The organism is Kineococcus deserti (assembly GCF_050871945.1).
GTDB lineage: Bacteria > Actinomycetota > Actinomycetes > Actinomycetales > Kineococcaceae > Kineococcus.
The window spans coordinates 1-15099 of sequence record NZ_JBJLSI010000025.1 but is presented as its reverse complement, the minus strand read 5'-3'; the positions used below and the strand labels follow the sequence as shown (position 1 = coordinate 15099).

The following is a 15099-nucleotide window of genomic DNA, read 5'->3' as shown; positions in this document are numbered from 1 at the left end:
CTGCGGCGGTTCCTCAGTCGGGGCGGCGGCTCAGGAGGCGCGGGACTGCTGCTCGGTGCTCTTGCGCTCCGCCTCTTCGGCGGCCAGCTTGGCCTCCAGGGCGGTCGGCTCGGAGTCCTTGGCGGCGGTCGCGGAGGTGGCGGCCGACTTGGACTCGTCCTTGCCGTCGTTCTTCATCTCCTTCACCTCGGACTTGAAGATGCGCATCGATCGGCCGAGCCCACGCGCCGCGTCCGGCAGGCGCTTGCTGCCGAACAGCGCGATGATCAGCACGACGAGGATGACGAGCACCCACGGGTGGTCGACGAGGTTGCGGAACATCAGTCCTCCAGTGTCGGTCGTAGCGCGGCCATCGTACGTCGAGCGAGGCCGCCTGTGGGACAAGCATGCGGGTCGAGTCCTGCATCCGTCGCCCGACAGGCCACCTCAGGGCGGACTCCGGGTGAACTCCCAGGAGGAGTCCCCGAGAGCACGAGAGCCGCTCGCGGACGGTGGGGACGTCCGGTCGCGGCTCTCGTCAGGCGTGCGCGGCGCGCACGGGAGGTGTGGGGGGCGTCAGCGCGCGGCGCGCAGGCCGCGGCCGGCCAGCGAGGCGAGGTCGTCGCAGGAGTCCAGCACCAGGGCGAAGTCCAGGACGTCGTCCCAGGCGATCGCCGAGCCGGTGTGGACCTCCATGGCCTCGGCCGGGATGGTCCAGCGCTCGACGGCCACACCGCCGGAGACGAGCAGGGCCACGACGTCCTCGCCGGCCGGCTTGCGGACCTCGTCCTTGCACTTGGGGCAGCCGAACGCGTAGAAGGAGCGCTCCTTGGCGGAGCACACCACGAGGCGGACCTGCTTGGGGGTCAGTTCGACGTCGCCGCAGCAGGGGCAGGAAGCCTTGATCGTGGTCATGTCGTGCACCTTCCAGTTCGTGGTGTAGGTCCGGCGGCGACCCCGCCGTCCGACAACCACTGCTTCGGCACGTACCGGCGATCCCTTGAACAGCCTCTTGCGAGCAACCTTGACACACGCCCCGGCTGTGTGCGTCCGATCCGGTGAAGCGCACCGAGCGACCTCGTGAAGGCCTTGCGGGGCGGAGATCAGGTGTAGCGGGCCAACGCCGCCAACGCCCCGTCACGCACGTCGACGGCCAGCTGCGGGGGGTCCACGACCCGTGCCCCGGCGCCCAGGCGCAGCAGCAGGCGGTGCACCCAGTGGGTGTCCGCGGTGCGCAGCCGCACCCGCAGGGACGCCTCCTCCCAGGCGTCCTCGGGCGCGTCCTGGACCGACTCCACGGGGTAGTAGTCGACGACCCAGGCGGCCGTGGGCGCCAGGTCGATGGTCACGACGACGTCGTCGGGGCTCGGGGTGAACAGGTCCGAGGCCACGTCGCGCGAGCGGGCCTGCGCCGGTGGGGTCCCGTCGTCGTCGAGCAGCTGCGCGGTCTCGATCCGGTCGACGCGGAACAGCCGCACGCCCTCGGCGCGGTGGCACCACGCCTCCAGGTACCAGCGCCCCTCCACGCTGACCAGCCGCATGGGGTCGACGTCGCGTTCGGTCCGCTCGTCGCGGCTGGGCACCAGGTAGCTCAGGTGCAGCCGCCGGTGCTCGCGCAGCGCCAGCCGGCAGGTCTCCAGCACGACGGCGCTCTCGCCGCCGGAACTGACGTCGACCGCGACCGAGCCCGCCGCGCCGCCGGCCTCACCGGTGGCCTCGGACAGCTTCGCCAGCGCGCCCTCCAGCGCCTCGCGGTCGTGCAGACCGGGGACCTCGGCCAGCGTCCGCAGGCCCACCAGCAGCGCGACGGCCTCGTCGACGGCCAGCCGGGAGGGCCGCGCGATCGGGTCGGCGTTGGACAGGTAGATGTGACCGGACTCCCACCGCGCGTCGATGAGGTCGTCGGGCAGGTGCCCGGGTGTGCCGCAGACGAACAGCAGCTCCAGGTCGTGGACCAGGTCGTCCTCGGTGATGCCGAAGTGCTCGGCGGCCTCGCCGACCGGGATGCCCTGGTGGGTCAGCAGGTAGGGGACCATCGCCAGCAACCGCGACAGCCGTTCCGTCGACGCCCGTCCGCTCACGCGTGCACCCCCGCAGCTCCCCGCAACCGCCGGAGCACGGCCTCGCGCAGGTCCTCGGGCTCGAGCACCACGACGTCCGCGCCGTAGCCGGCGAGCTCGTCCGCGGTCATCTCCACGTCGCTGACGTCCACCACGACGACGTCCTCCTCGCCTGCGGTCTCGACGCTGCGGGCGCGCCGTCGCAACGCCAGCCCGGCGCCCGGCCGCACCTGCAGCCGCGCCTGCCGGCTCTGCACCGTCCCGACCGTCCGGGCCACCACCGCACGCGCGTCGATGCCCTCGGGCACCTCGTAGGAGCCCGGACGCCCGATCCGGCGCACCGCCGAGGCGACCCGCGACAGCCGGAAGACGCGGGAGGCGTCGCGGTCGCGGTCGTGCCCCACGAGGTACCAGCGGCCGTGCCAGGACACGATCGCCCACGGCTCCACGTGCCGCACGGCCGGTTCTCCCCCGGCCCGGCGGTAGGTGAACGACACCGGCGCGCGGTCCCGCGTCGCGGCGTACAGCGGGTCGAAGGCCGGCTCGGCCGTCCGTACCCGCGGCTCGACGCCGATGAGCGAACTCTCGTCCGGTTCCACCCCCAGGCTGCGCAGCTTGACCAGCGCGCGCGTCGCCGGCCCGGCCAGGCTGGCCTGCTGCCAGACCCGGCTGGCCAGCGACAGGACGGCCAGCTCTCCGGGGGTGAAGTGGATCTCCGGCAGCGCGTAGGCGTCGCGGTCGATGCGGTACCCGGCCTCGTCCTCGAACAGCGGGTCCTCCCCGCCGGTCTCCAGCGGGACGCCCAGCTCGCGCAGGTCCTCCTTGTCGCGCTCGAACATGCGCTCGAAGGCGACGGTGGTGGCGCAGTCGGCGTACTGCGGGACGGCGGTGCGGATCTGTTCCTTGGTCAGCCAGCGACGGGTCGCCGACAGGGCGATGACGAGGTTGAGCAACCGTTCGGTGCGGCGTGCTCCGCGGGCGGCGGCGGCCGCTCCACCCGGTGTCGTCGGTGTGCTCGTCATGGTGCGGTGGACGCTACCGGACCGGTCCTGCCCCGCATCCTGCGTACCCTGCGAGCGTGACGATCAGGTGGCGCGCTGCAACGGTCCGGCGAATCGGCGCGACCTGGCCCGGATCGGTGGAGGTCTTCGCCGAGATCACCGACGGCCCCGACGCCGGGGTCGAGGTCAAGGCCCTGGCCCACCCCGACCTCGTCGGCACGCCCCGGCCCGGGAACCGGGTGCTGCTGAACACCTCGGCGCTGGCCCGGGGGCTGGGCACCGGCGGGTACGCGCTGGTCGTGGCCCTGCCCGACGACCTGCCCGCCGATCCCCCGGCCGGTCCCGGCCACCTCGTCAAGGCCCGCTACACCCCGCTGCAGACGATGGTGCTGGGCGTGGACGACCAGGAGTCGGCGCACCACGCCACCCTCGCCGAGGCCGACGACCTCGAGGGCACCCCGGTCGTCGTCGCCGACCTGCACTCGGCCGTCCCCGCGATCGTCGCCGGCGTGCGCGCCGACGCCCCGCACGCCCGCGTCGCCTACGTCATGACCGACGGCGGCGCCCTGCCCGCCGCCTTCTCCCGCGCCGTCGCGGGTCTGCGCGAGGCGGGCTGGCTCAGCGCCTGCATCACCACCGGGCAGGCCTTCGGCGGCGACCTGGAGACCGCCACCGTCCACACCGGCCTGCTGGCCGCCCGGCTCGTGGCCGGGGCCGACGTCGTCGTGGTGGCCCAGGGACCCGGCAACCTGGGCACCGGCTCCCGCTGGGGGTTCTCGGGAGTGGCCGCCGGAGAGGCCCTCAACGCCGCCGCCGTGCTCGGTGGCCGCCCGGTCGCGGCCCTGCGGGTGTCCGAGGCCGACGCCCGCGACCGGCACCGCGGCGTCTCCCACCACTCCCTGACCGCCGTCGGCCGGGTGGCCCTGGCCCCCGCCGACGTCGTCGTGCCCGACTCCCCCGGCGCGTTCCACGACGGCGTCCGCGACCAGGCCCGCAGCCTGTGCGGACGGCACCGGTACGTCGAGGTCAGCGCGGACGGCCTCGACGACGCCCTGGCCACCAGCCCCGTGCGGCTCTCGACGATGGGCCGCGGGGTCGACGCCGACCGCGCGAGCTTCCTGGTCGCCGCCGCCGCGGGCCGCCACGCCGCCGCCCTCCTCCGGAGGTGACACGACCCCCTCGTGATCAAGCACGGAAGTGCTTGATCACGAGGGGGTCGGTGGAGCGGGTCAGCTCACTTCACGTCGACGAGGTCCACGACGAAGATCAGGGTCTCGCCACCCTTGATGGCGCCACCGGCGCCGCGGTCGCCGTAGCCCAGGTGCGGCGGGATGACCAGCTTGCGGCGGCCGCCGACCTTCATGCCCAGCAGGCCCTGGTCCCAGCCCTTGATGACCATGCCGGCCCCGACGGGGAAGTCGAGCGGCTGGCCACGGTTCCAGGAGGAGTCGAACTCCTCGCCGGTGCTGAACGCGACACCCACGTAGTGCGCGCTGACGGTCTTGCCAGCGGTCGCCTCGGCGCCGTCACCGATGATCTCGTCGGTGATCTCGAGGTCGGCCGGCGGCTCGCCGCCGGGGAAGTCGATCTCAGGCTTGGTGCGTTCACTCATGCTGCGACCCTATCCGCCCGGCCGCTCAGTACCCGTCGAGGATGTCGACGACGAAGACCAGGGCACCTGCCGGCTGCCCGCCCGTGGGGGCGTCCCCGTACGCCTTGGCCGAGGGGATCACCAGCAGCACCCGGCTGCCGACGGTCTGGCCGATCAGGCCCTCGTCCCAGCCGGTGATGAGCCCGCCGACACCGATCTGCGTCTCGAACGGCTGGGTCTCCCAGGAGGACTGGAAGACCTGACCGTCGGCCAGCGTCGCCCCGACGTACTGCATCTGGACGTTCATGCCGGGCGTCAGCGCCGGGCCGCTGCCCTGGATGAGGGGCTGCACGACCGTGTCCGCCGGCGGGGTCGGGTCCGAGACCGTGAACCCGGTCGGCACGCCGTTCTCGTCGTAGGTGACGGCCGGCAGGTTCGCCGGCGGCGTGACCTCGGTGCCCTCGGCGCGGTCGCCGATGACCCGCACGACGTCGGCGACCATGACGATGGTCGTCGTGGCGTCGACCCCCTCCTGGTTGAACGTCGAGACCTGGTCGCCGAAACCGTCCTCGGGAGCGATGGCCACGACGAGCCGGTCGCCGACGTGGGCGCCCACGAACCCGCGGGCCAGCCCCATCGTGATGTTCGCCAGCTCGAACCGGGCGTCGGTGCCGCCGTAGCTGCTGTCCAGCTCCACGCCCGTCGACCCGGCGTACAGGGTGTAGGCGAACTGGACCTCGTCGGTGCTCTCGATCTCCTGCCCCGTGCCGGCCGCGACGACCTTGCGGGAGGTCTCGGTCACCGACAACGGCGGGGTGAAGGTCACCGTCGGCTTGACCGTCGGGTTCACCTCACCCTCCACGATCACGGGCAGCGCGTCGTCGGTGACCGCCGGCTCGATCGCGTTGGCCGACGCGGACGCCGACGCGCTCTGCTCGGACGCGCTGGGGGTGTCCCCCTCGGACGCGCAGGCGCCGAGCAACAGGGACACCGCCAGGGCGGAGGCGGCGGACAGGACGGCGGTACGGCGGCGCACGGAGGTCCTCACTGATCGGTACTGATCGGCCGGGGTCGACCTGACTTCACCCTAACCGCGCAGTCTGTGCGCGCGCCGTGCAGGCGGCTACATGCTGTCGATGAGGCGTTCCACCCGCTCGTCGACGGCCCGGAACGGGTCCTTGCACAGCACCGTCCGCTGCGCCTGGTCGTTGAGCTTGAGGTGCACCCAGTCGACGGTGAAGTCGCGCCGCTTCTCCTGCGCGGCCCGCACGAAGTCACCCCGCAGCTTGGCGCGGGTGGTCTGCGGCGGCACGCTCAGCGCCTCGAACACCTCGATGTCCGAGCAGACGCGGTCGGCCATCCCCCGCTCGGCCAGCATGTAGTGCAGCCCGCGCCGGCGGTGGATGTCGTGGTAGGCCAGGTCGAGCCGGGCGATCCGCGGGGACGTCAGCGGCAGGTCGTGCTTGGCCATGTAGCGGTCCAGCAGCTTCTTCTTGATGACCCAGTCGACCTCCTTGTCGACCAGCGAGAAGTCCTGCGTCTCCACGGCCCGCAACGCCCGTTCCCACAGGTCCAGCACCCGCTTGACCGTCGGGGTCTGCAGACCGCGGTGCTCGACGAACTCCTTGGCCTTCTCCAGGTACTCGCCCTGGATCTCCAGCGCGCTGGCCTCCCGGCCGTTGGCCAGCCGCACCGGCTTGCGGCCGGTCAGGTCGTGGCTGATCTCGCGGATGGCCCGGATCGGGTTCTCCATCGTCATCTCGCGCAGCTGCACGCCCTCCTCGACCATCCGCAGGACCAGGTCGGTGGCGCCCAGCTTCAGCATCGTGGTCGTCTCGGACATGTTGGAGTCCCCGACGATGACGTGCAGCCGCCGGTACCGCTCGGCGTCGGCGTGCGGTTCGTCGCGGGTGTTGATGATCGGCCGGCTGCGCGTGGTGGCGCTGGAGACGCCCTCCCAGATGTGGTCGGCCCGCTGCGACAGCGAGAACACCGCACCGCGCGGGGTCTGCACCACCTTGCCCGCGCCCACGATGAGCTGGCGCGAGACCAGGAACGGGATGAGCACGTCCGACAGCCGCCCGAACTCCCCGTGCCGCGACACCAGGTAGTTCTCGTGGCAGCCGTAGGAGTTCCCCGCCGAGTCGGTGTTGTTCTTGAAGAGGAACACCTCCCCGGCGATGCCCTCCTCCTCCAGCCGACGCTCCGCGTCGGTCAGCAGGCCCTCCAGGGTCCGCTCACCGGCGCGGTCGTGCACGACGAGCTGACGCACGTCGTCGCACTCGGGTGAGGCGTACTCGGGGTGCGAGCCCACGTCGAGGTAGAGCCGTGCCCCGTTCTTGAGGAACACGTTGCTCGAACGGCCCCACGACACGACCTTGCGGAACAAGTACCGGGCCACCTCGTCCGGGGACAGCTTGCGCTGCCCCTCGAAAGCACAGGTGACGCCGAACTCGGTTTCCAGCCCGAAGATCCGGCGATCCATTGCACCACCTTAGGCACTCGTGCGCCGTGGGGCGCAGTGAAACGCGCGGCGTCACGCTCCTGACGACATCAGACCGGCGAGCGTGGGACCCGACAGGCGGCGGAACGTCCGCCGGTCGCGGGTCCGGTCCAGGACCGCGACCTCGAGCTGGTCGGGGGCGATGGGCCGGGGACCGGAACCCGCGGCCTCGGCGGCGGCGTCGGATCCGAGGGCCTCCACCGCCAGCTGCAGCGCCTCGGCCAGCGACAGGCCGGCGTGCCAGCGCTCCCCCAGCTTGGCGGCGATCTGGTCGGCCGACCCGCCCATCGCGACGTAGCCGTGCTCGTCGGCGACCGACCCGTCGTAGGTGAGCCGGTAGATCTGGTCGGTCTCGGGACTGGTGCCGACCTCGGCCACGACGATCTCGACCTCGTAGGGCTTGGACTCGGTCGTGAAGATGGCCCCCAGGGTCTGGGCGTAGGCGTTGGCCAGGCCGCGGGCGGTCACGTCGCTGCGGTCGTAGGAGTACCCGCGCACGTCGGCGTACCGCACACCGGCCACCCGCAGGTTCTCGAACTCGTTGTACTTGCCGACCGCCGCGAAGGCGACGCGGTCGTAGATCTCGGAGATCTTGTGCAGGGCGCGGGAGGGGTTCTCCGAGACGAAGACGATCCCGTCGGCGAAGGCCACGACGACCACGGCGCGACCGCGGGCGATGCCCTTGCGCGCGTAGTCCGCCTTGTCCTTCATCAGCTGCTCGGGCGAGACGTAGAACGGCATGCTCATGGCTCAGTTCCCCCCAGTGATCCCGGGGTTGCCGCCCGGGTTGCCGCGACGGCCTTCCACGACGGCCTCGACGACCGGTTCCAGCTCCGCGTCCGGCACCCGCCGGTACCCGTCGGCGGTGACCACCCCGACGACCGGCCAGATCTTGCGCAGCAGGTCCGGCCCGCCCGTGGCGGAGTCGTCGTCGGCGGCGTCCCACAGCGCCTCGATCGCCACGCGCACGGTCTCGGCCTCGCTCATGCCCGGGCGGTACAGCTTCTTCAGCGCCCCGCGGGCGAAGATCGACCCCGAGCCGACGGTGTGGTGGTCGTGCTCCTCCGAACGGCCGCCGGTGATGTCGTAGCCGACGATGCGGCCGCGGCCGGCGTCGAGGTCGTAGCCGGCGAACAGCGGGACGACGGCCAGGCCCTGCATGGCCATCCCCAGGTTGCCGCGGATCATCGTCGACAGGCGGTTGGCCTTGCCCTCGAAGGACATCAGCGCGCCCTCGAGCTTCTCGAAGTGCTCCAGCTCGACCTGGAACAGCCGGATCATCTCCACGGCGAGGCCGGCGGTGCCGGCGATGCCGGCGCAGGAGTGCTCGTCGGTCTGGAACACCTTCTGGATGTCGCGCTGGGCGATCATCGGGCCGGCGGTCGCGCGGCGGTCCCCGGCCATGACCACGCCGTCGGCGAACACCAGTGCCACGATCGTCGTCGCGTGCGGCGGCTCCCCCGCCCCCGGCCCGCCGCCCGGCAGGCCCCCGGCGGGCAACGTGCGCGAGGCGGGCAGCACCTCGGGCGCGTACTCACGCACGAAATCGGTGAAGGACGACGAACCAGGCCGCAGGAACGGCGCGGGAAGACGTCCTGAGTGATCGGTGGAGTGGTTCACCCCTGGGACCCTACCCGGCGCCCCCGGCGCGTGCCGGGAGAGCCGGGAGGGACGCGGGTGGCTACTCGCCGCCCTTCTGGACGAAGCCCCTGACGAACTCCTCGGAGTTGGACTCGAGCACCTCGTCGATCTCGTCGAGCAGGGCGTCGACGTCGGCGTCGGTCTCGGCTGCCTTGGCGTTGCCCTGGGCGGGGACGACCGGGGTCTCCTCGACCTCGTCCTCGCGGCGGCTCGGGCGCTGCTGCTCCTGTCCAGGCATGGCTGGCTCCCCCTGACGGCTCGGTCGGACCGGACCGCACGGCCCGGTTCGTCCCCGACACTAACCCCGTCACGCGAGTCGTGAGCGGGTTTGCGCCGCGCGTCACCCGCGGCGCAGCAGGTGACCGGGGTCAGCTCGTGAGGGCGGCGACCAGGTCCTCGGCCGTCTCGCACCGGTCCAGCAGGGCCCCGACGTGCTCGCGGGTGCCCCGCAGCGGCTCCAGGGTCGGCACCCGTTGCAGCGCCCCGCGGCCGGCGACGTCGAAGATCACCGAGTCCCAGCTGGCGGCGGCCACCCGCGGGCCGTACCGGGCCAGGCACTCCCCGCGGAAGTAGGCCCGGGTGTCGACCGGCGGGTGCTCGACGGCGTGGCGCACCTCGTCCTGCGGCACCAGGCGCTCGACCTGGCCGCGTTCGGCGAGCTTGAGGTACAGCCCCTTCTCCGGCCGCACGTCGGACCACTGCAGGTCCACGGCCTGCAGCCGGGCGTGGTCCCAGTCCAGGCCGTCGCGGGAGCGGTAGCCCTCCAGCAGGCGCAGCTTGGCGATCCAGTCGACCTCGCGGGCGGCGGAGAACACGTCGGTCTCCAGCTTCGTCAGCACCTGCTCCCAGCGCGCCAGCACCTCGGCGGTGTCGGCGTCGACGTCGGCGCCGTACCGGTCGGCCACGAAGGCCTGCGCGGCCTCCAGGTAGGCCCACTGCAGCTGCACCGCGGTCAGCCGGCGGCCGTCGCGCAGCCGCACCAGCTGCCTCAGCCCCGGGTCGTGGGAGACGTCGTGCAGCGCGCGGACCGGTTCGGACAGCAGCAGGTCCCCCGCCGGACCGCCCTCGAGCACCCCGGCCTCGAGCATCGACAGCACCAGGGACGTGGTGCCCACCTTCAGCAGGGTCGCGACCTCGCACATCGTCGCGTCGCCGACGATGACGTGCAGGCGCCGGTACTTCTCCACCGTCGCGTGCGGTTCGTCGCGGGTGTTGATGATCGGCCGCTTCATGGTGGTCTCCAGCCCCACCTCGACCTCGAAGAAGTCCGCGCGCTGGCTGATCTGGAACCCCGACGCGGCCGAGTCCTGCCCCAGCCCGACGCGGCCGGCCCCGGCGAAGACCTGCCGGGAGACGAAGAACGGGGTGAGGTGCCGCACGACGTCGCCGAAGGCCGTCGACCGGTTCATCAGGTAGTTCTCGTGGGTGCCGTAGGAGGCGCCCTTGCCGTCGGTGTTGTTCTTGTAGATCGTCACCGGCGTCAGGCCCGGGGTGGCGGCCACCCGGCGCAGCGACTCCAGCAGGATCAGCTCCCCGGCCCGGTCCCACTTCACCGCGTCGCGGGGGGTGAGGACCTCCGGGGAGGAGTACTCCGGGTGGGCGTGGTCGACGTAGAAGCGTGCCCCGTTGGTGAGGATGACGTTGGCCATCGTCGGGTCCTCGGACTCGGCGGTCACCACGTCCGAGGCGTTCGGCGCCGCGCGCCGCGTCCCGTCCGGACGCGCGTCGGTCAGCTGCGAGGGGTGGGCGGCGGCGCGGTCGAGCTCGAACCCGCGCGCGTCGCGCAGCGGGGCCTCGTCCTCGTAGTCCCAGCGCGGCCGGGGGCGGCCGCCGGTGCTGGAGGTGGCGTAGGCGTTGACGACCTGCGCCGACAGCAGCATCGGGTTGGCGCCCGGGTCACCCGGCACGGAGATGCCGTACTCCGTCTCGATCCCGACCACGCGCCGCACCGTCATGTCCACACCTGCTCACTCGTCACGGCGCCCGGGCCGGCGCCCCCCTGCGGCGCCGCGCTGCGACTCCGTCGTGGAGCCTGCGCGCGGCACTGGCGTCTGGCCTGCGTCCAGGCGCCGGCGCGCCGCTTCCCGTCCACGCGACGACCCTACGTCCCGGCCCTCACTCGGTCCGCAGTGCCACCACCGGATCGAGCTTGCCGGCCCGCCGCGCGGGGAAGACGCCGAAGAAGATCCCGACCGCCGCGGACACCGCGAAGGCCACGACGGGGCTCCACCACTCGATGACCGCCGGCAGCGGGGACACCTGGTCGACCACGATCGAGCCGACCACTCCCACGACGATCCCGATGACCCCGCCGACGCTGGTCAGCAGCACCGCCTCGACCAGGAACTGCACCAGCACGTCGCGCTGGCGGGCGCCGAGGGCCTTGCGCAGGCCGATCTCCCGGGTCCGCTCGCGCACCGAGACGAGCATGATGTTCGAGACCCCCACGCCGCCGACGAGCAGCGAGATCCCGGCGATGGCGGCCAGCACGGCCGTCAGCAGGCCGAGGATCTGCCCGACCACCCCCAGCACCTGGGTCTGGGTGACCGCCGAGTACGTCTGGTCGGGGTGCTCGGCCTTCATGGCCCGCCACAGCTGCTCGGACAGGTCCGGGACCGAGTCCGCCGAGGGCGCCTTGACCGCGAAGGCGTCCACCCGCTCGATGCCGAACAACCGCTGAGCCGTGGTGATCGGGACGTGGATCTCGTTGTCCTGGGTGACCCCGAAGCTCTCGCCCCGCTCCGCCAGCACCCCGATCACCTCGAACCGGGTGCCCGAGATGGTGATCTGCCGGCCCACCGGGTCCGCCCCGGGGAACAGGCGGTCGGCCGTCAGCGACCCCAGCACCGCCACCCGCCGGCGCGAGTCGACGTCGACGGAGGTGAAGTACTGCCCTTCGGCGACCGGCCGGTTCAGCACGTTGGGCAGGTTCTGGTCGGCGCCCTGGATCGTCGTGAACTGCTCGCGCGACTCCGCGCGCACCGGGGCTCCCGAGGAGATCCGGGCCGTCACCGCCTCCGGGTCACCGACGACGTCGGTCAGGACCTCCTCGTCGTCCAGCTGCATGGTCGAGGTCGACACGGCGCTGGAGGCCAGGTTGCCGGTGTCCAGCTCGCCCTGCACGACGAGGATGAGGTTGGAGCCCAGCCCCTCGACCTGCTGTTCGATCTGCTGGCGCGCACCCGAACCGATCGAGACGACCACGATGACCGCGGCGATCCCGATGATGACCCCGAGCATCGTGAGCAGACTGCGCAACCTGTTGCCCCGCAGCGCGTCCAGCGCCACCCGGAAGGCCTCGAAACCTTTCACCGCTCGTTCCTCGTGTCCCGCTCGACCAGACCGTCGCGCACGCGCACCTGTCGGCGGGCGCGGCCGGCGACCTCGTCGTCGTGGGTCACCAGGACGACCGCGACCCCGCGCTGCGAGTTCAGCTCCTCGAGGATGCGCATGACCTCGGCGCCGTTCCTCGTGTCGAGGTTGCCGGTGGGTTCGTCGGCCAGCAGGATCCGCGGTTCCCCGACCAGCGCCCGCGCGATCGCCACGCGCTGCTGCTCACCACCGGACATCTGCGTCGGCCGGTGGGTGAGCCGGTGCCCGAGGTTGACCGCCCTCAGCGCCGCCGCCGCCCGTTCGCGGCGTTCGGAGGCCTTCACCCCGCGGTACAGCAGGGGCAGCGCCACGTTGTCGACCGCGCTCGAGCGCGACAGCAGCTGGAACGCCTGGAACACGAACCCGATCTCGCGGTTGCGCAGGTCGGCCAGTTCGGCGTCGGACAGGTCGGCGACGTCGCGCCCCCCCACCCGCAGCACCCCCGAGGTGGGGCGGTCCAGGCAGCCCAGCAGGTGCATGAGCGTCGACTTGCCCGACCCGCTGGGCCCGACGATCGCGGCGTACTCCCCTTCGTCCACCGTGAAGCTCACCCCGCGCAGCGCGTCGACGGTGGTGTCGCCGAAGCGGTAGGAGCGGGTCACGTCGACGGCCTCGATGGCCGCGGTGCGCACGGTGGTGGGGACGTCGGGGGACGGGATCAGTGCCGGCTCCTGCTCGTGCTCTCGTACGTGGTCCTGCTGCGTCGTGCGGGAGGACGACGTCACGGGACCTGCTGCCCCTCGGTGACGTCGGTGGCCCCGTCGGTGACGATCTCCTCACCGTCGGACAACCCGTCGGTGATCTCCACGGCGGAGGTGCCGCGGATCCCCACGGTCACCTCACGACGTTGGGCCTCACCGCCGGTGACCACCCAGACCGAGTCCGCGTCCGGGGACCCGTTGCCCGAGCCCGCCCGCACGATCGCCGACGCCGGGACCTGCACGACGTCCTGGGCGCTCGCGACCACCAGCGAGACGTTGGCCGTCATGCCCGGCAGCGGCGTCGCCGCGGGCTGCCCGTCGGCGGCCGTGCCGCCGTCGTAGCTCAGCCGCACCGTGTACGTCACCGCACCGCCGCCACCGCTCTGGGCCGTGGGGTCGATGCTCGTGACCGTGCCGCGGTAGCTCGCCCCGTCGACGGCGTCGATGGTCACGTCGGCCGCGACGCCCGGGGCCACCTGCAGCACGTCGGTCTCGTCGACGTCGGCCGTCAGGCTCAAGGTGGAGGCGTCGATGACGCTGACGAGTGTCGAGCCCTGCGTCACGGCCGCCCCCTGGGCGATCACCGGTGCGCCGGCCGCCCCCGAGTCCTCACCCGACAGCGCCCCCTGGGGCAGCTGGACCCCGCTGCCGGACAGCAGCGACTCCGCACCGGCCGGCAGCGACGACCCGCCGCCGCCGGTCGAGCCCAGCGACACCTTCCCCGCGATGGGCGCGGTCACCGTCAGGGCGTCCACGGTCGCCTGCGCGGCCCGCACGGCCGCCTGCGTCTGGATCCGCTGGGCCTGGCCCAGCGACTCGACGGCCGAGTCGAGGTTGCCCAGCCCCGAGTTCACCTGGTCCACCAGGGCCTGCGTCTGCGCGGCCAGCAGCTGGTACTGGGTGCGCGAGGACTGCACGGCCGCCAGCGCGGCCGCCTTCGCGGCCGGGTCGGCGATCTGCTGGGCCTGCTGCTCGGCCTCGGCGAAGCGCGCCTCGGCGTCGCGCTGGGCACGGCGCTGCTGGGCGGCCAGCTGGGCGGGGCTCTGGGCCGAGGACGACTGCGACGTCCCCGACGCCGCGGCCTCCGCGTCGGCCTGCCTGGCCGTCTCCAGGGCCTGCACCGCCGCCGGGGAGTCGATGGTCATGAGCACCTGCCCGGCCTGGACGTCCTGGCCGTCGGTGACCTGCAAGGTCGCGACCGTGCCGGCGGCGGGCGCCTCGATGACCGACGAGGCCCGCGGCTGGACCTGGCCGGGAGCGTCCACGACCTGCTCCACGTCACCCGTGCCGACCGTCCCGGTCCCGATCGTGGGCTCCTCTTCGTCCGAGCTGCAGCCTGCGGCCACGAGCAGGACCGCCGTCCCCGCCGCGGCGACGGACAGCGCGCGCAGGGTTCGACGGGACGGTCGCGGACGCTGAGGATGGGCTCGCACGCGGTCACCCTAGGGCTTGCACAGGGCCCAGCGAGTCCTCCTCAGGGCAGGTCTGCGACACCTGGCCGTCCACCTGGAGTCGCACGCTTGACCCGCCTCCCCAACACTTCCGGTCGTGACTGCCACGGGCGAGGAACTGGTCGACCTGTACGACCCGACGGACAGTGAGGGGCTCGTCACCGGCTGTGCGTCCCGCGCGGAGGTCCGTGCACGCAACCTGCCGCACGCCGCCACCGGCGTCCTGCTGCGCGACGGCCGGGGGAAGGTGTTCGTGCACCGCCGCACGGACACCAAGGACGTCAACCCCGGCGCTCACGACTGCTTCGCCGGCGGTGTCGTCGCCGCCGGGGAGGACCCGCTGACCGCCGCCCGGCGCGAGCTGCGCGAGGAACTCGGCGTCGGCGCCGCCCTGCAGCCCGTCCTGAGGCGCTGGTACCGCGACGAGACGACCCACTACCTCGCCTTCGTCCACCAGGCCTGGTGGGACGGCACTCCGCTCGTGCTGCAGGCCAGCGAGGTCGCCCACGGGTGGTGGGAGGACGCCGTCGTCCTGCGCGAGCGGCTGGCGGACCCGGCGTGGCCGTTCGTCCCCGACACCCGGGCCCTGCTGCAGGCGTGGCCGGGGTGGTGGCAGGACCCGGGGAGGCCGTGAGGGGCACCGGTGTCGACCCCACGCTCGCCCCCGCTCGCACCCGCTCACACCCGCACGGACCCCACGCACCGTGGGGGGGGGGGGGGGGGGGGGGGGGGGGGGGGGGGGGGGGGGGGGGGGGGGGGGGGGGGGGGTGGGTGTTTTTGTGGTGTGGGTGTGTGGGTAG

At 72.9% G+C, this 15099-nt stretch carries 16 protein-coding genes; 2 read left to right on the top strand and 14 right to left on the bottom strand.

Annotated features, from left to right (window positions below):
• Nucleotides 1-30 precede the first annotated feature (30 nt).
• The 4 genes from tatA to ACRYR2_RS17535 all read right to left on the bottom strand — a co-directional run bounded on the left by tatA (nt 31) and on the right by ACRYR2_RS17535 (nt 3061).
• Entirely contained in the window at nt 31-321 is a 291-nt protein-coding gene (gene tatA, locus ACRYR2_RS17550) for a Sec-independent protein translocase subunit TatA (protein ID WP_432564187.1), read from the bottom strand.
• 234 nt (nt 322-555) lie between these two features.
• The gene (locus ACRYR2_RS17545) at nt 556-894 is read right to left on the bottom strand and encodes a hypothetical protein (RefSeq protein WP_432564186.1); all 339 of its coding nucleotides are present in this window, start codon (nt 892-894) and stop codon (nt 556-558) included.
• Between the two features lie 188 nt (nt 895-1082).
• Nucleotides 1083-2060, bottom strand: a complete 978-nt coding sequence (locus ACRYR2_RS17540; protein WP_432564185.1) for a helix-turn-helix transcriptional regulator — start codon at nt 2058-2060, stop codon at nt 1083-1085.
• Nucleotides 2057-3061: a helix-turn-helix transcriptional regulator gene (locus ACRYR2_RS17535; RefSeq protein ID WP_432564184.1), complete on the bottom strand. Its 1005-nt coding sequence runs from the start codon at nt 3059-3061 to the stop codon at nt 2057-2059. The genes ACRYR2_RS17540 and ACRYR2_RS17535 overlap by 4 nt, the downstream gene beginning before the upstream one ends.
• A gap of 56 nt (nt 3062-3117) precedes the next feature.
• On the opposite strand from ACRYR2_RS17535, the gene ACRYR2_RS17530 reads away from it, so the two are divergent.
• A complete protein-coding gene (locus tag ACRYR2_RS17530) occupies nt 3118-4209 on the top strand; it encodes a DUF3866 family protein (protein WP_432564183.1) in 1092 nt (363 codons plus the stop codon).
• A gap of 65 nt (nt 4210-4274) precedes the next feature.
• Here the strand turns inward: ACRYR2_RS17530 and ACRYR2_RS17525 are convergent, their stop codons facing one another.
• The 10 genes from ACRYR2_RS17525 to ACRYR2_RS17480 all read right to left on the bottom strand — a co-directional run bounded on the left by ACRYR2_RS17525 (nt 4275) and on the right by ACRYR2_RS17480 (nt 14281).
• Nucleotides 4275-4652, bottom strand: coding sequence for an FKBP-type peptidyl-prolyl cis-trans isomerase (locus ACRYR2_RS17525; RefSeq protein ID WP_432564182.1), 378 nt, complete (start codon nt 4650-4652; stop codon nt 4275-4277).
• Nucleotides 4653-4677: 25 nt separating this feature from the next.
• Complete coding sequence (locus ACRYR2_RS17520) at nt 4678-5667, bottom strand: FKBP-type peptidyl-prolyl cis-trans isomerase (RefSeq protein ID WP_432564181.1); 990 nt, start codon at nt 5665-5667, stop codon at nt 4678-4680.
• Between the two features lie 87 nt (nt 5668-5754).
• On the bottom strand, nt 5755-7116 hold the full coding sequence (gene pafA / locus ACRYR2_RS17515; protein WP_432564180.1) for a Pup--protein ligase: 1362 nt from the start codon (nt 7114-7116) through the stop codon (nt 5755-5757).
• A gap of 51 nt (nt 7117-7167) precedes the next feature.
• Nucleotides 7168-7881: a proteasome subunit alpha gene (gene prcA / locus ACRYR2_RS17510; protein ID WP_432564179.1), complete on the bottom strand. Its 714-nt coding sequence runs from the start codon at nt 7879-7881 to the stop codon at nt 7168-7170.
• Nucleotides 7882-7884: 3 nt separating this feature from the next.
• The gene (gene prcB / locus ACRYR2_RS17505) at nt 7885-8754 is read right to left on the bottom strand and encodes a proteasome subunit beta (protein ID WP_432564178.1); all 870 of its coding nucleotides are present in this window, start codon (nt 8752-8754) and stop codon (nt 7885-7887) included.
• A gap of 61 nt (nt 8755-8815) precedes the next feature.
• Nucleotides 8816-9013 carry a ubiquitin-like protein Pup gene (locus tag ACRYR2_RS17500; protein WP_432564177.1) on the bottom strand — a complete coding sequence of 66 codons (198 nt, stop codon included), beginning with the start codon at nt 9011-9013 and terminating at the stop codon, nt 8816-8818.
• A gap of 130 nt (nt 9014-9143) precedes the next feature.
• Nucleotides 9144-10730: a depupylase/deamidase Dop gene (gene dop, locus ACRYR2_RS17495; protein ID WP_432564176.1), complete on the bottom strand. Its 1587-nt coding sequence runs from the start codon at nt 10728-10730 to the stop codon at nt 9144-9146.
• Between the two features lie 160 nt (nt 10731-10890).
• Nucleotides 10891-12087, bottom strand: a complete 1197-nt coding sequence (locus ACRYR2_RS17490; RefSeq protein ID WP_432564175.1) for an ABC transporter permease — start codon at nt 12085-12087, stop codon at nt 10891-10893.
• Nucleotides 12084-12779, bottom strand: a complete 696-nt coding sequence (locus ACRYR2_RS17485) for an ABC transporter ATP-binding protein (RefSeq protein WP_432564248.1) — start codon at nt 12777-12779, stop codon at nt 12084-12086. Before ACRYR2_RS17485 ends, ACRYR2_RS17490 begins: the two co-directional genes overlap by 4 nt.
• Before the next feature lie 89 nt (nt 12780-12868).
• Nucleotides 12869-14281, bottom strand: coding sequence for an efflux RND transporter periplasmic adaptor subunit (locus tag ACRYR2_RS17480; protein WP_432564174.1), 1413 nt, complete (start codon nt 14279-14281; stop codon nt 12869-12871).
• Nucleotides 14282-14396: 115 nt separating this feature from the next.
• Between ACRYR2_RS17480 and ACRYR2_RS17475 the strand changes: the two genes are divergently transcribed.
• Entirely contained in the window at nt 14397-14933 is a 537-nt protein-coding gene (locus ACRYR2_RS17475; RefSeq protein WP_432564173.1) for an NUDIX domain-containing protein, read from the top strand.
• Nucleotides 14934-15099 lie beyond the last annotated feature (166 nt).